This is a genomic window from Methylobacterium sp. 1973 (assembly GCF_040545035.1).
GTDB lineage: Bacteria > Pseudomonadota > Alphaproteobacteria > Rhizobiales > Beijerinckiaceae > Methylobacterium > Methylobacterium fujisawaense.
The window spans coordinates 1-22,584 of the sequence record NZ_JBEPLA010000014.1; the positions used below are offsets into that span (position 1 = coordinate 1).

Annotated in this window: 27 protein-coding genes; 16 read left to right on the forward strand and 11 right to left on the reverse strand. The window is 72.1% G+C overall.

What is annotated here, in order from left to right; all coding sequences use genetic code 11:
• The first annotated feature begins 219 nt into the window (after window positions 1–219).
• On the forward strand, window positions 220–480 hold the full coding sequence (locus ABIC70_RS22645) for a hypothetical protein (protein ID WP_043350912.1): 261 nt from the start codon (window positions 220–222) through the stop codon (window positions 478–480).
• 11 nt (window positions 481–491) lie between these two features.
• Here ABIC70_RS22645 and ABIC70_RS22650 read toward each other — a convergent pair whose 3' ends face one another.
• Complete coding sequence (locus ABIC70_RS22650) at window positions 492–884, reverse strand: YidB family protein (RefSeq protein ID WP_043757497.1); 393 nt, start codon at window positions 882–884, stop codon at window positions 492–494.
• 123 nt (window positions 885–1,007) lie between these two features.
• On the opposite strand from ABIC70_RS22650, the gene ABIC70_RS22655 reads away from it, so the two are divergent.
• The 6 genes from ABIC70_RS22655 to ABIC70_RS22680 all read left to right on the forward strand — a co-directional run bounded on the left by ABIC70_RS22655 (window position 1,008) and on the right by ABIC70_RS22680 (window position 6,475).
• Entirely contained in the window at window positions 1,008–1,889 is an 882-nt protein-coding gene (locus tag ABIC70_RS22655; RefSeq protein ID WP_053608352.1) for an alpha/beta fold hydrolase, read from the forward strand.
• Between the two features lie 131 nt (window positions 1,890–2,020).
• Window positions 2,021–2,353, forward strand: a complete 333-nt coding sequence (yajC, locus tag ABIC70_RS22660; protein WP_012319243.1) for a preprotein translocase subunit YajC — start codon at window positions 2,021–2,023, stop codon at window positions 2,351–2,353.
• Window positions 2,354–2,410: 57 nt separating this feature from the next.
• Complete coding sequence (gene secD, locus ABIC70_RS22665; RefSeq protein ID WP_043350919.1) at window positions 2,411–4,015, forward strand: protein translocase subunit SecD; 1,605 nt, start codon at window positions 2,411–2,413, stop codon at window positions 4,013–4,015.
• 228 nt (window positions 4,016–4,243) lie between these two features.
• Complete coding sequence (gene secF, locus ABIC70_RS22670) at window positions 4,244–5,185, forward strand: protein translocase subunit SecF (protein ID WP_043757501.1); 942 nt, start codon at window positions 4,244–4,246, stop codon at window positions 5,183–5,185.
• 13 nt (window positions 5,186–5,198) lie between these two features.
• The gene (locus ABIC70_RS22675; RefSeq protein ID WP_043384961.1) at window positions 5,199–5,597 is read left to right on the forward strand and encodes an Mth938-like domain-containing protein; all 399 of its coding nucleotides are present in this window, start codon (window positions 5,199–5,201) and stop codon (window positions 5,595–5,597) included.
• A complete protein-coding gene (locus ABIC70_RS22680) occupies window positions 5,597–6,475 on the forward strand; it encodes a phytoene/squalene synthase family protein (RefSeq protein ID WP_043757506.1) in 879 nt (292 codons plus the stop codon). Before ABIC70_RS22675 ends, ABIC70_RS22680 begins: the two co-directional genes overlap by 1 nt.
• 104 nt (window positions 6,476–6,579) lie before the next feature.
• On the opposite strand, the gene ABIC70_RS22685 is transcribed toward ABIC70_RS22680, so the two are convergent.
• The 5 genes from ABIC70_RS22685 to ABIC70_RS22705 form a co-directional block, all read right to left on the reverse strand.
• Window positions 6,580–7,227: a protein-L-isoaspartate O-methyltransferase family protein gene (locus ABIC70_RS22685; RefSeq protein WP_043346673.1), complete on the reverse strand. Its 648-nt coding sequence runs from the start codon at window positions 7,225–7,227 to the stop codon at window positions 6,580–6,582.
• Entirely contained in the window at window positions 7,224–7,988 is a 765-nt protein-coding gene (gene surE, locus ABIC70_RS22690) for a 5'/3'-nucleotidase SurE (protein ID WP_043346675.1), read from the reverse strand. The genes ABIC70_RS22685 and surE overlap by 4 nt, the downstream gene beginning before the upstream one ends.
• Window positions 7,988–9,328 (reverse strand): serine--tRNA ligase, encoded by a 1,341-nt coding sequence (gene serS / locus ABIC70_RS22695; protein ID WP_075381907.1) that lies wholly within the window; start codon window positions 9,326–9,328, stop codon window positions 7,988–7,990. Before serS ends, surE begins: the two co-directional genes overlap by 1 nt.
• A 100-nt stretch (window positions 9,329–9,428) precedes the next feature.
• Window positions 9,429–9,794, reverse strand: a complete 366-nt coding sequence (locus tag ABIC70_RS22700) for a YybH family protein (RefSeq protein ID WP_354441237.1) — start codon at window positions 9,792–9,794, stop codon at window positions 9,429–9,431.
• A gap of 80 nt (window positions 9,795–9,874) precedes the next feature.
• Window positions 9,875–10,318 carry an OsmC family protein gene (locus ABIC70_RS22705; protein ID WP_354441329.1) on the reverse strand — a complete coding sequence of 148 codons (444 nt, stop codon included), beginning with the start codon at window positions 10,316–10,318 and terminating at the stop codon, window positions 9,875–9,877.
• A 165-nt stretch (window positions 10,319–10,483) separates the two neighbouring features.
• On the opposite strand from ABIC70_RS22705, the gene ABIC70_RS22710 reads away from it, so the two are divergent.
• Window positions 10,484–11,359 (forward strand): ATP-binding protein, encoded by an 876-nt coding sequence (locus tag ABIC70_RS22710; RefSeq protein ID WP_043384970.1) that lies wholly within the window; start codon window positions 10,484–10,486, stop codon window positions 11,357–11,359.
• Between the two features lie 8 nt (window positions 11,360–11,367).
• Here ABIC70_RS22710 and dut read toward each other — a convergent pair whose 3' ends face one another.
• Together dut and ABIC70_RS22720 are read right to left on the reverse strand one after the other, a co-directional pair.
• Window positions 11,368–11,838, reverse strand: coding sequence for a dUTP diphosphatase (gene dut / locus ABIC70_RS22715; RefSeq protein WP_354441239.1), 471 nt, complete (start codon window positions 11,836–11,838; stop codon window positions 11,368–11,370).
• Window positions 11,835–12,716 carry an HpcH/HpaI aldolase/citrate lyase family protein gene (locus ABIC70_RS22720; RefSeq protein WP_053608356.1) on the reverse strand — a complete coding sequence of 294 codons (882 nt, stop codon included), beginning with the start codon at window positions 12,714–12,716 and terminating at the stop codon, window positions 11,835–11,837. The genes dut and ABIC70_RS22720 overlap by 4 nt, the downstream gene beginning before the upstream one ends.
• A 101-nt stretch (window positions 12,717–12,817) precedes the next feature.
• Here ABIC70_RS22720 and ABIC70_RS22725 point away from each other — a divergent pair, with 101 nt between their 5' ends.
• From ABIC70_RS22725 to ABIC70_RS22735, 3 genes are all read left to right on the forward strand, one after another.
• Window positions 12,818–13,561: a DUF429 domain-containing protein gene (locus ABIC70_RS22725; RefSeq protein WP_354441241.1), complete on the forward strand. Its 744-nt coding sequence runs from the start codon at window positions 12,818–12,820 to the stop codon at window positions 13,559–13,561.
• 116 nt (window positions 13,562–13,677) lie between these two features.
• Window positions 13,678–14,193 (forward strand): NUDIX hydrolase, encoded by a 516-nt coding sequence (locus ABIC70_RS22730; RefSeq protein ID WP_354441243.1) that lies wholly within the window; start codon window positions 13,678–13,680, stop codon window positions 14,191–14,193.
• Between the two features lie 45 nt (window positions 14,194–14,238).
• Window positions 14,239–14,904, forward strand: coding sequence for a carbonic anhydrase (locus ABIC70_RS22735; protein WP_043351772.1), 666 nt, complete (start codon window positions 14,239–14,241; stop codon window positions 14,902–14,904).
• A gap of 312 nt (window positions 14,905–15,216) precedes the next feature.
• Here the strand turns inward: ABIC70_RS22735 and ABIC70_RS22740 are convergent, their stop codons facing one another.
• Window positions 15,217–15,918: a DUF4142 domain-containing protein gene (locus tag ABIC70_RS22740; protein WP_043384982.1), complete on the reverse strand. Its 702-nt coding sequence runs from the start codon at window positions 15,916–15,918 to the stop codon at window positions 15,217–15,219.
• 256 nt (window positions 15,919–16,174) lie between these two features.
• Here ABIC70_RS22740 and ABIC70_RS22745 point away from each other — a divergent pair, with 256 nt between their 5' ends.
• From ABIC70_RS22745 to nudC, 5 genes are all read left to right on the forward strand, one after another.
• Window positions 16,175–17,368: an acyltransferase family protein gene (locus ABIC70_RS22745; protein WP_354441245.1), complete on the forward strand. Its 1,194-nt coding sequence runs from the start codon at window positions 16,175–16,177 to the stop codon at window positions 17,366–17,368.
• Window positions 17,369–17,395: 27 nt separating this feature from the next.
• Window positions 17,396–18,259: a universal stress protein gene (locus ABIC70_RS22750; RefSeq protein ID WP_179696660.1), complete on the forward strand. Its 864-nt coding sequence runs from the start codon at window positions 17,396–17,398 to the stop codon at window positions 18,257–18,259.
• 121 nt (window positions 18,260–18,380) lie between these two features.
• On the forward strand, window positions 18,381–18,974 hold the full coding sequence (locus ABIC70_RS22755; protein WP_236952938.1) for a hypothetical protein: 594 nt from the start codon (window positions 18,381–18,383) through the stop codon (window positions 18,972–18,974).
• An 81-nt stretch (window positions 18,975–19,055) separates the two neighbouring features.
• Window positions 19,056–19,475 carry an HIT domain-containing protein gene (locus ABIC70_RS22760; RefSeq protein ID WP_354441248.1) on the forward strand — a complete coding sequence of 140 codons (420 nt, stop codon included), beginning with the start codon at window positions 19,056–19,058 and terminating at the stop codon, window positions 19,473–19,475.
• A 7-nt stretch (window positions 19,476–19,482) separates the two neighbouring features.
• Window positions 19,483–20,385, forward strand: a complete 903-nt coding sequence (gene nudC, locus ABIC70_RS22765) for an NAD(+) diphosphatase (protein WP_043351766.1) — start codon at window positions 19,483–19,485, stop codon at window positions 20,383–20,385.
• A 15-nt stretch (window positions 20,386–20,400) separates the two neighbouring features.
• Here nudC and ABIC70_RS22770 read toward each other — a convergent pair whose 3' ends face one another.
• Both ABIC70_RS22770 and cysG read right to left on the reverse strand, forming a co-directional pair.
• Window positions 20,401–20,895, reverse strand: a complete 495-nt coding sequence (locus tag ABIC70_RS22770; protein ID WP_043757527.1) for a cupin domain-containing protein — start codon at window positions 20,893–20,895, stop codon at window positions 20,401–20,403.
• Between the two features lie 126 nt (window positions 20,896–21,021).
• Window positions 21,022–22,494: a siroheme synthase CysG gene (gene cysG / locus ABIC70_RS22775; protein ID WP_354441250.1), complete on the reverse strand. Its 1,473-nt coding sequence runs from the start codon at window positions 22,492–22,494 to the stop codon at window positions 21,022–21,024.
• Window positions 22,495–22,584: the final 90 nt, after the last annotated feature.

The window sequence follows — 22,584 nt, forward strand, 5'->3', positions numbered from 1 at the left end:
CAGGTCCGCCATCGCTACCTCCAGGCCGCAAAACGGCCGCCTGGAATCACAAAACGACAAACCCTGCAACGCCTTGGTTCGGTTCACACCCTAGGGCGTCGTCCGAAAAGCGGGAGAGGCCGGTGGCTGCCCCCGGCCCGCGTGAACCGCAATTTAGTCGACAGGACCCGGACTTTGGCCCGGTATGCCGGCCCGGACACGGTTCCACGGTCGACGCGAATGAGAGTCCTGGCACCGTCTTTCGTGCTCGTGGTCGCGGCCGGTGCGGCGGTGGCGCTGCCCGCCGCGGAGACGGCGCGGTCGTCGGAGGCGCGCCCCCTCGCCGATGCCGTCTTCGTTCGGCCGCTCTACGGCGCGTACCGGCATTGCGGCGGATCCTGCCTGAAGAGCGGCGCGCTCTCGTGGTTCTGCTTCGCGAAGCAGAGCTGCCATCTGAGCTGCGCGACCGCCCCGCCTCTGATGAAATGCGCGGCCCCATGAGGCCCCGATGATCAGCGGACCTGCGTGCTGAAATTCGGCTGGGGCCTCAGGCTCCCGTTCTCGCTCTGATCGGCGACGGCGGCGGGCAGGAACTCCGCGAGCACGGTGGGAACGCGCGCGTCCGGCACGCCGAGATCGTAGGCGAGGCGCTCGGTCACCGCCTCCGGCAGGCAGGCCGCCAGCGCAGAGGCCGGAACCGGCTGCCGCGTGCCCGGCGAGAGCCACGAATCGACGGCCGCGCCGTGTCCGGTCTCCCTCAGGCGGTCGAGGAAGGCCGCGAGGCCGCCGGGATAGAATTTCGCGAGCGCCAGGGCGAGCTTGCCGCTACCGGTCTCCTCAAAGGCCCGGTCGGCCGCCGCGACCACGTCGCCGATCAGGTTCTTCGCACCGTCGAGCAGTCCCATCGTTCTCCACCGTCGCGCTTCTTCGTCACAGGAGAAGTCGGGCGCGACGCGGCGGCGGCAAGCGCGTGCGGCAATTGCGCGGCGAACCCGTTAGGATCGCCCCGTGGCGAGGGGGAGTCGTTCATGGAACGCGTGCGGGCCGGCGTGCTGGACATCGCCTATCGGGAATTCGGTCCGCCGGACGGGCCGCCCGCCGTGCTGCTCCACGGCTTCCCCTACGATATCCAGGCCTGCGAGGCGGCGGCCCTGCGTCTCGCCGCCGACGGGGTGCGCTGCCTCGTCCCGTACCTGCGCGGCTACGGGCCGACCCGGTTCCTGGACCCCGCCACGCCGCGCTCGGGCGAGCAGGCGGCCCTCGGGGCCGACCTGCTCGCCTTCCTCGACGCCCTCGGCATCGGGCGCGCCGTGCTCGCCGGCTACGATTGGGGCGGCCGGGCCGCCTGCGTGGTGGCGGCGCTCTGGCCGGACCGGGCCCGGGGCCTCGTGAGCTGCGGCGTCGGCTACAACATCCAGAACATCCCGGCCGCCGGGCGGCCGGTCGCGCCGGAGACCGAGCACCGTCTCTGGTACCAGTACTACCTCCACGGCGAGCGCGGCCGCGCCGGCCTCGCCGAGAACCGGGACGCCTTCTGCCGCCTGCTCTGGCGGCTCTGGTCGCCGACCTGGGCGTTCGACGCGGAGACCTTCGCGCAGACCGCCCGCGCCTTCGACAATCCCGATTTCGTCGACGTGGTGGTGCATTCCTACCGCCACCGCTTCGGGCTCGTGCCGAGCGATCCGGCGCTGGTGGAGATCGAGGCGCGGCTCGCCGCCCAGCCGGCGATCGCCGTCCCGACGGTCGTGCTGCTCGGGGCCGATGACGGCGTCGGGCCGCCGCCCGCCACCGATACGGACGCCCGCCACTTCACGGGACCGTACCGGCGTGAGATCGTCGCGGGGGTCGGGCACAACTTTCCCCAGGAGGCGCCGGAGGCCTTCGCGGCGGCGATCCGCGCCCTGCTGTGAGCGCGCCGCATCGGCCTGTCGCTTCGACGTTGCTTTCGGGTAGCCCCTGGCTATAGTCCGCGCGCTTTTCGACAGGTCTGCGGGCGCCTCATCCGGCGGCAGACCTGCATGCCATTCGCAGGAGACGCTCGTTGATCACCCCCGCCTTCGCGCAAGGGGCCGGTGCGGCCGCTGGCGGAGCGGAGATCGCCTTTCAGGTGGTCCCGTTCGTTCTGATCTTCGTGATCATGTACTTCCTGATCCTGCGGCCGCAGCAGAAGCGGGTCAAGGACCACCAGGCGCTGCTGAAGTCCGTGCGCCGGGACGATACGGTCGTCACCAACGGCGGCCTCGTCGGACGCGTGACCAAGGCGTCGGACGACCAGCCCGAGATCGAGGTCGAGATCGCCCCGAACGTGCGCGTTCGGGTGGTCCGGTCGATGATCTCCGAGGTCCGCGCCAAGGGCACGGTGAAAGCCGCCTGAGTTCCCGGTTGAACCGGCCGGCGTCGTGCGCCGGCCCAAAAGAGAAAAAGACGGCCGATGCTGCGCTTCTCCCGTGCGAAGATCATCGCGACACTGGGCTTGATCCTGGTGGGGCTGATGCTCGCCGTGCCGAGCTTCTTCTCGCCCGAGCAGCGCAAGGGCTTCGTCGCCAGCCTGCCCACGTGGTTCCCGAGCTGGATCGTGCCGACCCGCGCCATCGTGCTCGGCCTCGACCTGCAGGGCGGCTCGCAGCTCCTGCTTGAGGTCGACCAGAACGAGCTGGTCGCCTCCCAGGCCAAGGCCCTGCGCGACGACGTGCGCCGCGTGCTCCAGCAGGAGAATGTCCGCGCCGACGGCGGCATCGGCCTCCTGCCGCGCGGCGTCCAGGTGAAGATCGACGACGCCGCCGCCCGGGCCAAGGTCCTGCCGAAGCTTCAGGAACTGTCGCAGCCGATCACCACCTCGATAGGCCAGACGGCGGCCCGCACCCTCGACATCTCCGAGCAGCCGGGCGGCGTGATCCGCCTCATGTTGACCGATGCCGGCATCACCGACCGGACCCGCCGGGCCGTGAGCCAGGGCATCGAGGTCATCCGGCGCCGCCTCGACTCCACCGGCACCACCGAGCCGTCGATCCAGCAGCAGGGCGCCGACCGCATTCTGATCCAGGTGCCGGGCGAGCAGAATCCCGAGCGGCTGGAAAAGCTCCTCGGCTCGACCGCCAAGCTCGAGTTCCGCATGCTCGCCGACAGCCCCTCGGGCGACGTCGACATGCTGCCCTCCAAGGACGAGAAGGGCGCCAAGGTCCCGGTGGAGCGCCGGGTCATGGCCGATGGCGGCGAGCTGACCGACGCGCAGCCCGCCTTCGACCAGCAGTCCCACGAGCCGATGGTGAGCTTCAAGTTCAACCTGCGCGGCGCGCAGCGGTTCGGGCAGGCGACCTCGGAGAATATCGGCCGGCGCATGGCGATTGTGCTCGACAACGAGGTCGTCTCCGCCCCCGTGATCCGCTCGGCGATCACCGGCGGTTCGGGCCAGATCACCGGCAACTTCACCGTCCAGCAGGCCAACGACCTGGCGGTCCTGCTCCGGGCCGGCGCGCTGCCGGCCAAGTTCACCGTGGTCGAGCGCCGCGTCGTCGGCCCGGGCCTCGGCCGCGACTCCATCGAGGCCGGCAAGCTCGCGACCCTGGTGGCGGCGGGCCTCGTGGTGGCCTTCATGTTCGCGACCTACGGGACGTTCGGCTTCATCGCCAACATCGCACTGATCGTCCACGTCGGGCTGATCCTGGGCCTGATGTCGGTGCTGGAGGCCACCATGACGCTGCCGGGCATCGCCGGCATCGTGCTCACCATCGGCACCGCGGTGGATTCGAACGTCCTGATCTACGAGCGCATGCGCGAGGAGAGCCATGCCGGCCGCTCGCTGATCTCGGCGCTGCAGGCGGGCTTCGACCGGGCCTTCGCCACCATCATCGACTCGAACTCGACCATGGCGATCGCCGCCCTGATCCTGTTCTTCCTCGGCTCGGGCCCGGTGAAGGGCTTCGCCGTGGTCTTCATCCTCGGCATCCTGACGACGGTCATCACCGCGGTGACGCTGACCCGGATGATGATCGCGGTGTGGTACAAGACCTTCCGGCCGAAGACCCTGCCGTTCTGAACGAGTTCACTTTCGGGAGACGCATCACCGGCGGAAGAAGGCCGCTCCAGACCCTCACCTCATCCTGAGGTGCCCGCGTCAGCGGGCCTCGAAGGGGCCCTCCAGACGGCGCTGCGATCCCTGGAGCCCTCCTTCGAGGCCTCCGCTTCGCTCCGGCGCCTCAGGTCGAGGGTGAGGGTGGGACGAGCGGACCGGTGCTGAGATCTCCCAAACGTTAGGTCCGTTTCCATGCGCCTGCTCCGCCTCTGGCCCGATGAATCGCATTTCGACTTCATGCGATTCCGGCGCTTCACCTTCCCGCTCTCGGCGGTGCTGTCGCTCGTCACGGTGGCGCTGTTCCTGACGATCGGGCTGAACTTCGGCATCGACTTCAAGGGCGGGACCCTGGTCGAATTGCAGGCGAAATCCGGCACCGCGGATGTCGCGGCGATCCGCCATACGGCGGCGGGCTTCGGCTTCGGTGAGCCGGAGGTGCAGGAACTGGGCAACCAGGGTACCGTGCTGGTCCGCCTGCCGCTCCAGCCCGGCGAGCAGGGCCAGACCGCGGTGATGAACAAGGCGCACGCCGCCTTCGACAAGGATTACGAGTTCCGCCGCACCGAGACCGTCGGCCCGCGCGTCTCCGGCGAACTCGTGCAGTCCGGCACGCTGGGCGTCGTGCTCTCCGTCGTGGCGGTGCTGCTCTACCTCTGGTTCCGGTTCGAGCGGGAACTGGCGCTCGGCGCCATCGTCGGCACGCTCCACGACATCGTGCTGACGGTGGGCGTGTTCATCATCACCCGGATCGAGTTCAACATGACCTCGATCGCGGCGATCCTGACCATCGTGGGCTACTCGCTCAACGAGACGGTCGTGGTGTTCGACCGGACCCGCGAGCTGATGCGGCGGTACAAGACCATCCCCACCGTCGACCTGCTGAACCTGTCGATCAACTCGACCATGTCGCGCACGGTGATGACGTCGATCTCGTCCTCCCTGTCGCTGCTGGCGCTGGTCCTGTTCGGCGGCGAGGCGATCAAGGGCTTCGCCGTGGTGATGCTCTGCGGCGTCCTGATCTGCACCTACTCGGCGATCTTCATCTCGACTCCGGTGTTGATCTATCTGGGCCTGATGCTCTCGGGCGCCCGCGCCGCGTCCGAGCGGTCCGGCGTCCCGCAACCGGCGGAGTAGTCTTTTTTCCGAGATGGCCGATCAGCCAAGTCCGAAGACCTTCGACTCCGGCTTCGTGCCGGGTCGCCACATCATCGACACCTACGGCAATGGCGGCTTCCGCTTCGCCGGGATGTCGCATCGCGGCTCGATCCTGCTGCTGCCCTCGGGGGTTCGGGCCTGGGAGGTGACGGAGCCGAGGGCGATCGACCGGACGGCCCTGCGGCCGGTCCAGGCGGAATCGGAGGGGATCGAGCTGCTGCTCGTCGGCACCGGCCTCGACATCGCCGCCATCGACCCCGCCTTGCGGGGCTGGCTCAAGGATTTCGGCGTCGGCCTCGACGTGATGCAGACCGGGGCCGCGGCCCGGACCTACAACATCCTGGTGGCCGAGAACCGCAAGGTCGCGGCCGCGCTGATCGCGGTGGCCTGATGCCGGAGGTCGAGGGCAGGACCACCGAGACCGGGCTCGCCTTCGCGCAATCCCATTGCGAGGATCTCGTGCGGACCGGCGATCCGGACCGCTACTACGCCACCCTGTTCGCCCCGGCCGCCGCCCGTCCGCATCTCTTCGCCCTCTACGCCTTCAGCCTGACCATCGCGCGGGTGCGCGAGGCGGCCTCGAACCCCCTGGCCGGCGAGATCCGCCTGCAATGGTGGCGCGACGCCCTCCAGGGGGAGGCCCGGGGCGACGTGCGCGCCAATCCGGTGGCGGCGGCCCTGGAGGAGGCGATCCGGGTCAACCGCCTCGGTCGCCAGCCCTTCGTCGACCTGATCGACGCACGGGTATTCGATCTCTACGAGGACCCGATGCCCCGGGTGAACGACCTGGAGGGCTATTGCGGCGAGACCGCCTCGGCCCTGTTCCGGCTGGCGAGCCTCGTGATCGGCAACGGCACAGAGCCGGGCGGCGCGGGGGCGGCCGGCCATGCCGGGGTTGCCTACGGGATCACAGGACTCCTGCGTGCCCTGCCCTGGCACGCCCGCTCGGGGCAGGTCTACCTGCCGGCGGACATCCTCGGCCGCTACGGCGTCACCCGCGAGGACATCGTCACGGGCCGCGGCGGTCCGGGCCTGCGCCGGGCCTGTGCCGACCTGCGCGACCTCGCCCGGCAGCACCTCAAGGCCTTCGAGGCGGCGCGTCCGACCATCGCCCCCTCGGCGGGCGCCGCCTTCCTGCCCACGGCCCTGGTGGAACCCTACCTCGCCGCCATGGAGCGGGCCTCCTACGACCCGCTCAACACGCCCGTCGAACTGCCGCGCTGGCGCCGGCTGTGGCGCCTGTGGCGGGCGGCGCGGCGGGTGGGCTAAGGGTCGCTCCACCGTCCTCGCGAGGGGGCAATCCAGCGGCGCCGCGCTCGCAAATGTCGCCCGGCCCTCGGTCGCTTCGCGGCGCGCGCTCTGTCGGCTCGGCGTCAGAGAACCCGCGCCAGTCCCGGCATCAGCGCCGTCAGCCGCACCGGCGCCCCCGGTTCCGGCTCGGCCTCCGGCGTCGGCAGCACCGCGACCCGGCAGCCGCCCTCGCCCCTGAGGCCCGTCACCAGCCGTCCGCCGGGTTCGAGGGCCGCGCGCCAGTGCTGCGGGATCGCCGCGACGCTGCCGTGGACCAAGATCCGGTCGAACCCCCCGTCCGGCAGGTCCGGGGCCAGCCCGTCCGCCCGGACGACATGCACCTCGGACAGGGCCGCGAGCCGCCGCGTCGCCGCCCCGGCCAGGGAGGTGTAGCGTTCCAGGCTGAGCACCGCCCCGGCCCCGAGCTGGGCGAGCAGGGCGGTCACGTAGCCCGAGCCCGTGCCGATCTCCAGGACGCGCTGGCCCGGCTCGAGCCGAAGCAGCGCCAGCATCACCGCCACGGTGGAGGGGGCCGTCATCGACGCCCCGCAGGACAGCGGCAGGGCGATGTCCCGCCGCGCATGCTCCCGATGCTGCGGCGGCGCGAAGGTGTCCCGGGGCACCTGTTCCATGGCCCGCAGCACCGCGGTGTCCCGCAGGCCCCGGCCCCGGAGCGCCATGACGAAGGCCGCGTTGCCGGCAGCCTCTTCCAGGCTGCCCAGATCGATCACTCGGCGAAGGCCTGCGCGAAGCGCGTCAGCGTCGGCTCGTCCGTGAGATCGAGGCGCAGGGGCGTCACCGAGATCCGCTTCTCGGCGATGGCTTTCAGATCCGAACCGTGGCCCGGCTCGAACCGGGCCTTGGCGAAGGCCAGCCAGAAATACGGATTGCCGCGCCCGTCGACCCGGGCGTCGATGGACAGCAGCGCCTGATTGCGGAAGCCCTGCGCGGCCACCGCGATGCCCTGCACGTCGGCCGGTTCGCAATCCGGAAAATTCACGTTGACCAGGATGCCGGGTTCGATCCCGGTCTCCAGGATCTTCCGGACGACCTTCGCCCCGTGCGTCCGGGCACAGTCCCACTTGAGGGCGCCGCGTCCGCCCACCCCGTAGGCTTGGCTCAGCGCGATCGAGCGGATGCCGAGGATCGTCCCCTCCATGGCGGCCGCGATCGTGCCCGAATAGGTCACGTCCTCGGCGACGTTCTGGCCGCGGTTGACCCCCGACAGGACGAGGTCCGGCCCGTGGTCGCCCAGGATGTGGCGCACGCCCAGGATCACGCAGTCCGACGGCGTCCCCTTCACGGCGAAACGCTGTTCCGAGACCTGCCGCAGGCGCAGCGGGTCGTTGAGCGACAGCGAGTGCGACACGCCGGACTGGTCGCTCTCCGGCGCCACCACCCAGACGTCGTCCGACAGCTCCCGGGCGATCTCCTCCAGGGTACTGAGCCCCGGCGCGTGGATGCCGTCGTCGTTGGTGACCAGGATGCGCATCAGCGGGTGCCCTCGATCCGGTTGAGCCCGCCCATGTAGGGGTGGAGCACCGACGGGATCGTGATGCTCCCGTCCGGGTTCTGGTAGTTCTCCATCACGGCGATGAGCGCGCGGCCGACCGCCACGCCCGAGCCGTTGAGGGTGTGGACGTAGGCCGGCTTGCCGTCCTTGCCCCGGTAGCGGGCGTTCATCCGCCGGGCCTGGAAGTCGCCGCAGACCGAGCACGACGAGATCTCGCGGTGGGTGCGCTGGCCCGGCACCCAGACCTCGATGTCGTAGGTTTTTTGCGACGCGAAGCCCATGTCACCGGTGCAGAGGGTCATGACCCGGTAGGGCAGATCCAGCTTCTTCAGAACCGCCTCGGCGCAGGTGAGCATCCGTTCGTGCTCGGTGGCGGATTCCTCCGGCGTGGTGATCGAGACCAGCTCGACCTTGTTGAACTGGTGCTGGCGCAGCATGCCGCGGGTGTCGCGCCCCGCCGACCCGGCCTCGGCCCGGAAACAGGGCGTCAGCGCGGTGAAGCGCAGGGGCAGCTCCTCCTCGCGGAGGATCGACTCGCGGACGAGGTTCGTCAGCGGCACCTCGGCGGTGGGGACGAGCCAGAACTTCTCGGTGCTGCCGGAGGCCGGGTCCGCCGCGGAGTCCAGCGTCTTCACGGCGTCCAGCCCCTTGAACACCGAGAACTGATCGTCCTCGAACTTCGGCAGCTGCGCGGTGCCGAACATGGCGGCGTCGCGCACCAGAACCGGTGGCGCCACCTCCAGGTAGCCGTGCTCCTGGGTGTGCAGGTCGAGCATGAACTGGCCGAGCGCCCGCTCCAGCCGGGCGAGCTGACCTTTCAGCACCACGAAGCGCGCGCCGGACAGCTTGGCCGCCGCCTCGAAATCCATCAGGCCGGCGGCCTCGCCGAGTTCGAAATGCTCGCGGCCCTCGGTAAGCCGCTCGCGGGTCGCGGCGTGGCTGCGGTAGAGGACGTTGCCGTGCTCGTCGGCACCCTCGGGCACGTCGGGTTTCGGCCGGTTCGGGATCGCGGCGAGCTTGTCCGCCAGCGCCTTGTCGGCCGCGTCCTGCGCGGCCTTCAGTTCCGGCTCGGCGCCCTTCAGGGCCGCGACCTCCGCCATCAGGGCGGCGGCGCGGTCCTCGTCCTTGGCCTTCTTGGCGCCGCCGATCTCCTTGGCCAGGGCGTTGCGCCGCTCCTGGTTGGCCTGCGCGGCCGAGACCGACGCCTTCCGCGCCTCGTCCAGCGCGATCAGCGCGGCCGAGAGCGGCGCGAGGCCCCGGCGGGCGAGGTCGCTGTCGAAGGCGTCCGGGTTCTCCCGGATGGCGCGGATGTCGTGCATCGAGTCGGCTCGGGTCTTCTGCGCGGCGTCGAGCGCGCGGGCTCCGCTTTGCCGCATCGCGTCCGGTGGGACAAGCGCGGGGGCGCGTCCGGGCCGACGGTCAGGTCTTCGACGGCGCGATCTTGAGCTGGTCGATCGTCCAGAGCCACGTCCCGTCCGCCTGCTCCCGGGCGGCCTCCACCGACAGGGCGCCGTTCGGCAGCCGTGCGAAGGTCAGGGCGAGGGGGCCGTTGCGCAGGGGCGGCAGCGTCTCCGGGGCCGGGAAGTCGGATTTGCGCGCCAGCAGGTCGGCGTAGAAGCTCCGGATCTCGGCATGGCCCGTGGCGACGACCCGGCCGGCGGCCAGCACCGCGTCGGGCTCGTAGAGGGCGACGAGGCCCTCGACATCGCCGGCATTGGCGCGCTGGTTGAACAGGACGGCAAGGTCCTCGGGGGCGCGGGCGGGTTCTCGCGTCTGATCCGACATGGCGTCTCCTCGTCCGGCTCCGTCGGCCGGTTGGTGCTGCGGCAATGCGCCGGGCGGCCGATCTTTCCCCGGGGCGCCGGTCATTTCAGGCGCGTGCCGTCGCGATCGGCCACCGACACGGCAACCGGGATCCCGGCCTTCACGCTCTCCGAGACGGTGCAGAACCGCTCGAACTGCTCCAGCACCCGGTCGATCCGCGGCATGTCGGCCGCCGCCGCGCCGAGGCGGATCCGCACGTCGATCGCGGTGACGCGGAGCCGCCCCTCGGCATTGCGCTCCAGCCGGCAGGACGCCTCGGCGGCCACACCCCGCGCCTCCTGGCGGAATTTCCCCAGGGCGAAGACCAGGCTGGCGCAGAGGCAGTTCGCGACGCCGGAGATCAGCAGCTGCTCGGGGAACGGCCCGGTCCCGCCGCCGATCGGGGGCGCCTCGTCGGTGAGAAGCGTCGGCAGGGCCGCGCCGAAATCCACCGTGAAGACGTAATCGGCGACCTGGGTGATCCGGATCGTCGGTCCCGCGTCCATCATGCCCCCCGGCCGTTACGGCACCCGTGCTGCCGCGATGATCAACGCCCGATCCGGGTTCCCGTTCGGAAGGCCCGGGCCATGCATCCGGATACGGATGATTTCCCCGGATCTTCCCCGTAGAACCGGCCGCCTGACCGACCCGCACGCGAACCCCCCGATCCGATGACGAGCCCCGCGACCCTGGATACCCTGATGCCGCTCCTGGAGCGCATCGCCACCGCGCTGGAGCGGGCCGCGCCCGCCGCCCCGCCGGCCTTCGATCCCGACGCCGCCGACGCCTTCCTGTGGGGCCCCGAGCGCCGGCTGACCCCGGTGCCGCAGGTGGCGCGGGTGGAGATGGGCCTGCTCACCGGCATCGACCGGGCGCGCGACACCCTGGTGGAGAACACCGAACGCTTCGCCCGCGGCCTGCCGGCCAACAATGCCCTGCTGTGGGGGGCCCGCGGCATGGGCAAGTCGTCGCTGGTCAAAGCGGCCCATGCCGAGATCAACGCCCGCAGGCCCGCCGGCAGCCGGCCGATGAAGCTCGTGGAGATCCACCGCGAGGACATCGAGGCCCTGCCGGACCTGATGGCCCTGCTGCGGCCGGACCCGCACCGCTGGCTGGTCTATTGCGACGACCTCTCCTTCGACGCCGACGACACTTCGTACAAGTCGCTCAAGACCGCGCTCGATGGCGGCATCGAGGGGCGGCCGAACAACGTGCTGTTCTACGCCACCTCGAACCGCCGGCACCTGCTCGCCCGCGACATGGTGGAGAACGAGCGCTCCACGGCGATCAACCCCGGCGAGGCGGTCGAGGAGAAGGTCTCGCTCTCGGACCGGTTCGGCCTCTGGCTCGGCTTCCACAAGTGCAGCCAGGACGAGTACCTGGCGATGATCCGCGCCTATGCCGAGCGCTACGGCCTCGCCGTGCCGCCGGAGCAGCTGCGCGCCGAATGCCTCGAATGGGCCACCACCCGCGGCTCCCGCTCGGGCCGCACCGCCTTCCAGTTCATCCAGGATCTGGCGGGGCGGCTCGGCAAGACGCTCGACTGAGGGCGCCCCTACCGCCCGCTCGACCCGAACCCGCCCGACCCCCGCTCGGAGCCGGGGCCGGGCTCGCCCTCCAGCACGGTCAGGACCGGCCGGGTGATCCGCGTGAAGACCAGCTGGGCGATCCGCTCGCCCGGCTCGATCCGGACTGGCTCGGATTCGTCGCGGTTCCAGGCGGAAACCATCAGCGGCCCCTCGTAATCCGCGTCGATGACGCCGGTGCCGTTGCCCAGCACCAGACCCTCGCGGTGCCCGCGCCCCGAGCGCGGGAAGATCAGGCCGCACCAATCGGGATCGCGGATCAGGACGCTGAACCCCGCCGGGATCAGCGCCGGCTTGCCCTGGGGCTGGAGCACCAGCGGCGCGTCGAGGCAGGCGTGCAGGTCGAGGCCGGCCGCGGCCGACGAGCCCCAGCGCGGGAAGCCCCAGCCCGGCAGCCGCGGATCGAGCAGCCGCAGGCCGATCTCCGGCCGGTCGCTCACGCGCCGAGACGCGCGATCGCCTCGGCCATGGCGAGGGTCCGCCGGGCGGCCTCGACATGGAGGCGCTCGACCATCTTCCCATCCACCGCGATGACCCCGCGCGCCCGGTTCTCCGGCGCGTCGAAGACGTCCATCAACGACCGCGCCTGCGCGATCTCCGCGGCATCCGGGCCGAAGGCCGCGTTGGCCGGGCCGATCTGGCTCGGATGGATCAGCATCTTGCCGTCGAAGCCGAGGTCGCGCCCCTGGACGCACTCCGCCTCGAATCCGGCCGCGTCGGCGAGGTCGGTGAAGACGCCGTCGATCGCCTCGATCTCGTAGGCCCGGGCGGCGGCCAGCACGGTCATTAGCCAGGGCATCAGGGCAGCCCGCCCCGGGGGCCGGATCCGGGACGCTTTCAGCAGGTCGTTCGGGCCGATCACCAGGGCGGCGAGCCGCCCGTCCACGTCCCGGGCCGCGCCCGCGATCTCGGCGGCGTTCACCACCGCCATCGGCGTCTCGATCATCGCCCAGACCCGCGTCGCCAGGGGCGCGCCGAGCCGGCGCAGCCGGGATCCGACCGCGATCAGCGTGTCGGAGGTGCGCACCTTGGGCACCAGAATGGCATCCGGTGCGGCCGCAGCGAGCGCCACGAGATCGGCCTCGCCGTCCTCGGTCTCGGGCGCGTTGATGCGCACCACCACCTCGCGGGCGCCGAAGCCGCGCGCCGTGACCGCTGCGGCGACCTGGGCACGGGCGGCCGCCTTGACCTCCGGGGCCGTGCCGTCCTCAAGGTCGATCAGGATGACGTCGGCGGGGAGCGACCGCGCCTTTTCCAGCGCCCGGGCGTTGGAGCCCGGCATCGCCAGCACGCTGCGACGGGGACGGATCTCGCTCATCACGTTTCTCCCGGGCCGGCGGCGCCCTCGGCGACGCGGATAGCTTTCCCTGCGCATCCCGGCAAGAACGCCCGCCGCGCGTCGCGCGGGGAAGGAACGGCATGGCACGCTGGATCGCGGGACTGGACGGCTGCCGCGGAGCCTGGGCGGGCGCGCTCCTCGACCTCGACGATCCCGACCGGCACCGCTCTGCCCTGTTCCCCGACGTCGCCGCGCTGCTCGACGCCCCGGAGCGGCCCTGCATCGTCGGGATAGACGTGCCGATCGGCCTGCCGGACCGGATCATCGGCGGCGGACGTGCCGCCGACCGGGCGGCCCGCGCCCGGCTCGGGCCGGCGCGGGCATCGGTGTTTCCGATGCCGCCGCGGAGCGCGGTCTACGCCCCCGACTATGAAGCCGCGAAGGCCGCCTCGCGCGAGGCGAGCGACCCGCCCTTCGCGCCCTCGATCCAGGGTTACAACATCTTCCGCGCCGTCCGCGCGGTCGACACGCTCCTGCGGGAGCGGCCGGAGGTGCGGGCGCGGGTCCACGAGGTCCATCCCGAGGTGGCCTTCCACACCCTCAACGGCGGCCGGCCGCTCGGCCTGCCCAAGAAGGGCCGGCGCGCCCGGGAGGGGCTCGACCTGCGCCGGGCGCTCCTCGCGGCGGCGGGCCTGCCGGCCGCGCTGATCGAGGCCCGGGCGAAGGGCGTTCCGGAGGACGACCATCTGGATGCGCTGGCCGCCCTGGTGGTCGCCCGCGACATCCGCCTCGGATGCGCCGTGCCGCTGCCGGATCCGCCGGAGCGGGACGCTTTCGGGCTTCCCGTGGTGATCTGGGCCCCGGCCTTGCGCGCGCCGTCCTGAGCGGCCGTCCGCCCAAGGATCGCAACCGGCGCCGTGCTCGACCCAACGTGCTGTTTTGCACGCAGCCTCGCGCACAGGCGGTGTCCGTTCACCGCGCCCGCTCTAGCTCTCGCTGCATGAGCGCCGCGAACCCCCTGCCCGTCCGCCACATCGCCCGCGCGATCGTGCTCGATCCGCAGGATCGGATCCTGCTCATCGCCTACACGTCGGTCCATGCCAAAGGGCCGGACGGCGCGCCCCTGCGGTTCTGGTTCATGCCGGGGGGCGGCCTGGAGCCCGGCGAGGACCACATCACCGCCTGTCGCCGGGAGCTCGAGGAGGAGATCGGCCGCGGCGATGTCGCCATCGGCCCGCAGGTCGCCGCCTGCGACGGCCCGTTCCACCTGTTCCGGCAGGCGCGGGACGCCCGCGAGCGCTACTTCCTCGTCCGCCTGCCCGACGACCGGGTCGATACGAGCCGCCTCGCCGAGACCGAGGACAACCCGCTGATCGGGACACGCTGGTGGCCGATCGACGAATTGCGCGCCAGCGGCGAGCACTTCGAGCCGGCCGGTCTCGCCGATCTCGCCGCGGACCTCGCGAACGGGACTATTCCGGCCCACCCACGCGTTCTTGCCTGGCGAGAACTTTGAGTTCACTTCCTGCCGTCGCGGGATTGTCTAACTGGAGACGCCTTTATGTTCCCCGTCTACCTGACCGAAGGCTACCGGTCCTTCCTCCTCGACCGCTTCCCGACCGAGCGCCGGCGCTTCGCGCAGCTCGCCTCCACGCAGAACCCGGAGATCCTGGTCATCAGCTGCTGTGACAGCCGGGTGTCGCCCAGCGCGATCTTCAACGCCGGGCCGGGCGAGCTGTTCACGATCCGCAACGTCGCGAACCTCGTGCCGGTCTACCAGCCGGACGGTCAGTACCACGGCACCTCGGCGGCGCTGGAATTCGCCGTCCAGGCTCTGGAGGTGAAGCACATCGTCATTCTCGGCCACGCCACCTGCGGCGGCATCAAGGCCTACGCCAACAAGGCCAAGCCGCTCTCTCCCGGCGACTTCATCGGCAAGTGGGTCTCGCTCGTGGGTCAGGCCGAAGACAAGGCCGGCGATCCCGGCGCGCCGGACTACCTGACCAAGCTGGAGCATGCGGTGGTCGTCCAGAGCATGGAGAACCTGCTGACCTTCCCGTTCGTGAAGGAGCGGGTCGACGACGGCCGTCTGGAGATCCACGGCGCGCATTTCGGCGTGGCGAGCGGCTCCCTGCTGGTGCGCGACCCGGAGACGGGCGTGTTCAAGCCGCCGATCGACACGACGGGCCAGACCGTTCGCTCGGTCGCCGCCATCGCGTGCGATTGAGCGCGACGGGCACCGAAGAGCGGGGTCGGCTAACCGGCTCCGATCGGTAACTTTGCGGGAACGGCCGGCTGCGCATCGCGCACCGGCCGTTTTCGTTTGGGGCTCCGGTCGGCGCGCGGATCTCGGCAGTGCCTCTGCGCGGACCGTCCGTGGCGCAAACGGATGGCGCAACGTGCCGGCCCGTGAACGCGGCGCGCCCGCGGGTTCGCCGGTGGCCGGGGCGGAGGGGCCGGACATGAAAACGGCGGCGGGCTCGCACCCGCCGCCGGAGGTCTGGCCCGGCGGAAGCCGGGCCGTCCCTGACGATGACCCTTACATCGCGCCGGGGAGGCGCTGAGCCTGGTTGTAGTGCATCTGCAGGGCCGGAAGGGCCTGCTGGGCGTAGTTGCGCAGGGCCGGGTTCGGGCCGCCCTGGGCGTAGGCCTGCGTCATCGCGATGGTCATCTGATGCGCCTGGAGCTGCTGGCTGGCATAGAGGCGGTCGAAGCGCGGGCCGGCCGGGGTCGACGACAGCTCGGCCAGCATCGCCTGCTGCTCGGGGCTCGGCGCCACCATCGTGGAGGCGCCCGTGGCCATCATGTCCCCGCGCCCGATCTGACCGCCCGCGGCGGCGCCGCGCGCCGCACCGGCGCCGGCGCCCTCGAGGCCGCCGACCGGTCCGCCCGCGAGGGTGCCGCCGACCACGCCGGTCGCCGCGCCGACGCCGGCGCCCACGGCGCTGCCCGCCACCGCGATCGGCGCCGTGATCAGGCCGCCGACGCCCGGATCACCGGCCACGCCGTTCATCTGGCCGCCCGCCAGGGCGACGTTGGCGGCCCGGTGGTCGCGGAGGACCTCCTGGGCGTAGGAGCGGACCTTCGGGTTGCGCGACTTGGATAGGGCGATCTGCGAGGACTGGATTTCGAAGGCGTTCGCCTGCATCGACTGGAGGCGGAAGTCGTTGGCGCTCTGAGCCAGGGCCGGGGTCGACAGCGCCAGGACAAGCGCGGACGCGGCAGCATAGTTCTTCAGCATCGGGACCTCTGTTCGAAATGGATACGCGAACTCTGGCAGGTCGCATACGCAGCACGAAGGATCGGGCGCAGGCGGGTTCGCGAATTGGTCGGTCAACGAGGTTATGGGCTTATGGTTCCTGCCGTTTTCGCCCCGGACGGGGCGGTGGCCGAAGGGCGGCGGTCCGCGGGGTGAGCCGCCGGTCCGCAGACTCGGCCGCCGGACCGATCGCCGTCCGGCCCGCCTCCGACCCCGGCCGCAGCCGCGGCGGAACCGCATGCGCGCCCTGCTGGCGGGGCGCGGGGCGAGGCATGGTCGCCCGGTGATCTTCGTCCTGCTCCAGGTCCTGCGCGCCGCCGCCGCCCTGATGGTCGTCTGGCATCATGCGCGGCACGAGGCGGGGCTGCTGGCGGAGCGCGGCTTCGGCCACGCGCCCGCCCCGGAAACGCTCCTGCCCTGGTGGGGCGGGGTCGATCTGTTCTTCGTGATCTCCGGATTCGTCATCGTCCATACCGGGATCCGGCTGGCCGGCAGGCCGGGCGGGCGGGCCCGCTTCCTCGCCCATCGGATCGCCCGGGTGGTCCCGCTCTACTGGCTGGTGAGCCTCGTCTTCCTCGCCCTCGCGCTGGCCCGGCCGGATCTGCTCGGCGACGCGGCGGCCCTCCTCGGCGATCCCGCAGCCCTCGTGGCGAGCTTCCTGTTCTGGCCGGTGGCCCGGCCCGACGGCACCGTCCAACCGCTCTATGGCCTCGGTTGGACCCTGAACTACGAGGCCTTCTTCTACGCAGTCTTCGCGGCAGGGCTCGGCTTCGGCCGGCGCGGCGCCGTCGCCTGGCTGTGCGGGGGCCTTGTGCTCCTCGTGGCTGTCGGAGCCCTCGTGCCCGGTCTTCCGGTGCCGCTCCGCTTCTGGACGGATCCGATCGTGCTCGAATTCGTCGCCGGCGCCGGTCTCGCCCTCGCCTACCGCGAGGGTTTCCGGCCGGGCCTGCCCCTGCGGGTCGGTCTCACGGTTCTGGGCGGCGTCGGGCTCGTCCTGGCCGCGCGCGTGCTCGCCGGCCAAGGCGGGGCCGACGGATTTCTGCGGCCCCTCCTCGTCGGCGGCCCGGCCGCCCTGCTGGTGGCGGCCGCCCTCGGTCCGACGCGCGATGCCGCCCAGGTCGCGCGCCTTCCCGTCCCGGTGCGCGGGCTCGTCGGGCTGGGCGACGCCTCCTACGCCCTTTATCTCGTGCATCCCTTCGCGCTGCGCCTCGTGCGCGAGGGGCTGCTCCGGCTCGGGCTGGCGCCGGCCGTGCAGCCCTGGGGCAGCATGGTCCTGATGCTCGCCGGCAGCGTGGCGGCCGCGCTCGTGGTCCACCGCCTCGTCGAGGCGCCGCTGACCCGGATCCTGCGGGCGCGCCTCGATCCGCGCGGGCCGCAAAACCGTGTGCGCGCCGCGCTGGCCCCGGTTCCACCGGGCGGCCGGGCGGATTAGCCTCTCGGAACCGGGGAGATTGCCACCATGAAGACCCTGCTCGTACCCGTCGCGATGCACGACGCCCTGCCCTCCGTCTTCGAGACCACCCGGCTGGCGGCGACGCGCTTCGGCAGCCTGATCGAGGGCGTGTCCCTGCGCCCGGCCCTCGCCGAGTACGTCCCCGTCGACATGGTCGGCGGCATGACGTGGCTGCGCGACGAGGAGGCCGACCGGGCCGAGGCCGAAGAGGCGGGCGGCCGTTTCATCGCCTTCATGGACGGTGCCGGCATCCCGCGGCATGCCCGCGACGGCCTGTGCATTCCGGATCGCGTGCCGGATGCCGGCCCGCGCTACCGCTGGCGGCAGGACGTCCCCACCGGCGACGCGTTCCTCGGCCAGTATGCACGGCTCTTCTCGGCCACCGTGGTCGGGCGTCCGGGCACGACCGACAATGCCCCGCGCATGACCACCTTCGAGACGGCCCTGTTCGAGAGCGGCCGGCCGATCCTGCTGGCCCCGCCCAGCGCCCCGGCGAGCCTCGGCGACGCGGTGGTCATCGCCTGGAACGGCTCCACCGAGACCGCCCGGGCGGTGGCCTTCGCGATGCCGTTCCTGCGGCGGGCCGAGCGGGTGCTGGTGCTCAGCGTCGAGGGCGGCATGGTGCCGGGCCCGACCGCCCAGGATCTCGCCCAGGCGCTGGCCTGCGAGGGCGTGGACGCGTCGCACCGGGCGCTGCCGGCCGGCCGGCGGGTGCCCGGCGAGACCTTCCTGGCGGAGTCCAAGGCCTTCGGTTGCGACCTGCTGATCAAGGGCGCCTACACCCAGAGCCGCCTGCGCCAGATGATCTTCGGCGGCGTCACCAGCCATGTCCTGGCCCATGCCGACATGCCGGTGCTGATGGCCCATTGACCGCTGCGCGGACCGGGCCGGCGGCAACCTGGACCGCGCCGGGAACCGGCGCCGGCCCGTGGCGTTCGGCTCCCGCGTCCGGATGGTGCGACGCCGCGAAAGGAGTCCCGTGACGAGCCCCGTGAGACGCCTCTTCCTCGCCGGCCTTCTGGCGATCTCAGCCGTCGGCGCCGCCCGGGCGGAGCCGACGACGGTCCGGTTCCGCGGCACGGTGGTCCGGGCCGACTCGGAGCGCCTGGAGATCCGCCGCGCCAGCGGCGGCACCCTCACCGTGCGGATGGTCCCGCGCACCCGGATCTACGCGGTCAATGCCGCGAGCCTCCGCAACATCAAACCCGAGAGCTACGTCAGCGTCATCGGCGAGGCCGGCCCCGAGCCGCGGCAGGCGACCGCGGTGACCCTGTACTCGCCCTCGGAGCGCGGCTTCGAGGCGGGCAGCCAGCCCTGGGACACGGCGCAGGGCGCGAGCCTGACGGCCGGCTGGGTCGCCGACCTGCAGAGGGGGCCGCCGATGCGCGTGACGCTCGCCTACAAGGACGGGCAGGCGTCCTTCGCGATCCCGGACGGCGCGCCGGTGACGCAGTTCGCCCCGGGCGAGAAAGCCATGCTCCAGCCCGGCGCCGCCGTGACGATCTTCGCCCGCTCCCACCCGGAGGGCGGCCTCGTGGCCGGCACGATCGCGGTCGGCCGCCAGGGCGTCGTGCCGGGGCTCTGAGGCGGACGAGACCCGCGCCGCATCATCGGCGGCGCACCAAACCCGCGCGCCGATGCGGAAGCTGCGCTACATCGTGTCCCGATGACCGAGCCCGCCTTCACCCTCGACCCGCGCCTCTCCGCCGACACGGCGGAGGTGGGCGACCTCACCCTGTGCCGCGTGCTGCTGATGGACGATGCCCGGTTCCCCTGGCTGATCCTGGTGCCGCGCCGCCCGGACCTCTGCGAGATCACCGATCTCTCCGAGGCCGATGCCGCCGCGCTCTGGCAGGAGATCCGTCTCGCCACGGGGGTGATGCAGGCCCTGTCGAAGCCCGACAAGGTGAATGTCGGCGCCCTCGGCAACGTGGTGGCGCAGCTCCACGTCCACGTCATCGGCCGATTCCGGTCGGATCCGGCCTGGCCGGGTCCGGTCTGGGGGTTCGAGACCCGCAAGCCCTACCCGCCCCACGCCCGCGCCCAGCTCCTCGAGCGCGCCGGCGCCCTGTTCTCCGCGGCCTGACCCTGGCATGACCGATCCCCGCGACACCCTCGGATTCGTCCGCAACCGCCTCGACCGCCACTCGTCCGAGCAGCCCGAGGAGGCGGTGCCCGCCTTCGACGCGCCGGACGCGCGCCTCGTCCTGATCTGCGGCGACCGGATCGTGCTGCGCGGATCGACCGCGCTGATCGCCCCCGCCGAGGCCGCGGGCCTCGACGGCGGGACGCGCATCTTCCTAGGGCACCGGGACGGGCAGCCCGTCTTCGCCGCCGCAGCCCCCGCCGAGGCGGCCGAGCGGTTCGCCGAGGCGCCGGTCCGCACCCTCGACCTGCGGTCGATCGCCACCGAATCCGCCGTGGAGGCCGAGGAGCTCGGCCTGCTGGCCGTGGCCAAGTCGATGCTCGACTGGCACGCCCGCCACGGCTTCTGCGCCAAGTGCGGCACCGCCACGGTGGCGAAGGCCGGCGGCTTCCGGCGCGAATGCCCGGGTTGCGACGCCCACCACTTCCCCCGGGTCGATCCGGTGGTGATCATGCTCGTGCGCCGGGGCGACACCTGCCTGCTCGGCCGGGGACCGCATTTCAAGCCGGGCATGTTCTCGTGCCTCGCGGGCTTCCTGGAGCCCGGCGAGACGATCGAGGACGCGGTCCGCCGCGAGGTGTTCGAGGAGACGCGGATCCGCGTCGGCGCCGTTACCTACCGGACGTCGCAGCCCTGGCCGTTCCCGTCCTCACTGATGCTTGGCTGCGCCGCCGAGGCCCTCGACGCGGCCATCGTGACCGATCCGAACGAGCTGGAGGATGCCCGCTGGTTCGACCGGGACGCGGTCGCGGCGATGCTCGACGGGACGCATCCCGAGGGGATCCAGGCCCCGCCGCCCATGGCGATCGCGCACTACCTGATGCGCGCGTTCGTGGCGGGCGAGACCTGAGCCCCCCGCCCGTTTCTAGCCGGGCTTGCCGGCGTCCCGGCTCGGATCGTCGGCGGGGTTGATGTAGTTCAGCCCGAACGGCCCGGAGCCGTTGACCTGCAGTTCGACCGGCTCGTCGGTGGTCCACAGCGAATGCGGCATGTCCTCCGGCAGGTAGACGAAGCCGCCGGCCTTCAGCACCGAACCCTTGGTCTTGTCGAGGGTCCGCCCGTGCGCGTGATGGATCGAACCCGAGAGGATCGTCAGCGTCTCGGGCTTGGAATGGGTGTGCGGCGCGATCACCGTATTGGCCGGTACCTTCACCCGCAGCACGAAGGCGCCGGGCTTCGACGGATCGCCCGCGATCCGGCTGATCTGGGTCCCTCTGGGCAGGTTGGGCGGGCCGGGCTCGTAGGTGGCGGAGGCGCCATCCGGAACCACCACCAGCCCGGCGTGGTCGGCCGCCGAAGCCGGCCCGAAACCGCCGAGCATCGCCAGCGCCGCCGCGGCGCTGATCCATGACCGTGTCATTCCACCCTCCGTTTCTGCCCAAGGCCTGGGCCCACGGGCAGTTCTGGGTCCGGGCGGGCCGTTTCCCAGGCAGGGCAACCGTTTCAGATCGTCGCAAGCCGCGCGGGGCACGCGGGATCCGTGCGGTCAGACGACCATCCGGCTCTGCGCCCCGTCTTCCGTCACGGCGCTCCGCATCTCCGAGAAGGCCGTACCGACCATCAGCAGCGCCGGCCCTTCGAGCCCCGCCGCCTCCACCCGGTCGGCGAGGTCGGCGGCCGTGCCCCGCACGGCCTGCTGGTTCGGGCGCGTCGCGTTGAACACGAGCAGCGCCGGCGTCGACGGCGCCAGACCTTCCTCCACCGCGCGCGCCAGCAGCGCCCGCAGGGTCCGCTTGGGCATGTAGATCACCGTGGTGACGCTCGGATCGGCGAGCGCCCCCCAGTTCAGGTCGTCCGGCAGCGCCCCGCGGCGGTCGTGGCCGGTGACGAACTGGAGCCGGCGCGCGGCGTCCCGATGGGTCAGGGACACGCCGAGCGCCGCCGCTGCACCCTGCGCGGCCGAGACCCCGGGGACCACGGTGACCGGGATGCCGGCGGCCCGGCAGGCCTCGATCTCCTCGCCGGCCCGGCCGAAGACCAGCGGGTCGCCGGATTTCAGCCGCACCACCTGCTTGCCCGAGCGGGCGAGCTGGACCATCAGCGCGTTGATGTCGTCCTGGCGGCAGGACGGGCCGTGGCCGGTCTTGCCCACCAGCATGGTGCGCGCCTCGCGGCGGGCATAGTCGAGGATCTCCGGGGCGACGAGGTCGTCGTAGAGGATCACGTCGGCGTTGCGGAGCGCCCGCAGCGCCTTGAGGGTCAGAAGCTCCGCGTCGCCGGGGCCGGCCCCGACCAGGGTCACCGCTCCGCCCTTCGGGGCGGCTTCCGTCTCGCCGAGCAATTCCGCGAGATCCGTGTCGGAGGGGGCGCGGTCCGGCTCCGCGAAGGCCCGGTCGGTGAAGCGCTCCCAGAAGGCACGGCGCTCCGCGAAGCCGTGGAAGCGCGCCGTGACGCCGTCCCGCCAGTCGCGGGCGGCGCCGACCCAGCGGGCGAAGCCCCGGGGCAGCATCGCCTCGATCCGGGCGCGCACGGTCTGGCCGAAGACCGGGGCGGCGCCCTCCGTCGAGATGCCCACGACCAGCGGCGAGCGGTTGACGATGGCGCCGAACTTCACGTCGCAGAGATGCGGGCGGTCGACCGCGTTGACGATCGCCCCGGCTCCGCGGGCCGCCACCACGAAGGCGACGCACTCAGCCTCGTCCTCCAGGGCGCCGATGCAGAAGGCCGCGCCCCAGAGGTCGTCCGGCGTCCAGGCGCGCTCGTGCAGCGTGACGTGCCCATCGACGATCTCGCCCGGGACCGCGCGCAGCTCCTCGCCGGGATCGGGGGCGTAGACGTCCACATGGGCGCCGGCCGCCGCCAGGACCTTCACCTTCCACGGCGCCCCGCCGGAGGATCCGGCCAGAACCACCCGCTTGCCGCGCAGGGGCACGAAGACGGGCAGCACCGCCAGCGGCTCCAGGCCGGCGGCCTTGGTCTCGCGGGGGGCGCGGGCTGCGCGCAGGGGGGTCTCGGTCACGGGCCTGTCCTGAATCGTCTCGAACCGGCCTCTCCTGTCCACCCCCCCAGGATGAGGGGGTCCGGTTGGACGGGTCGGTCTGTCCTCGCC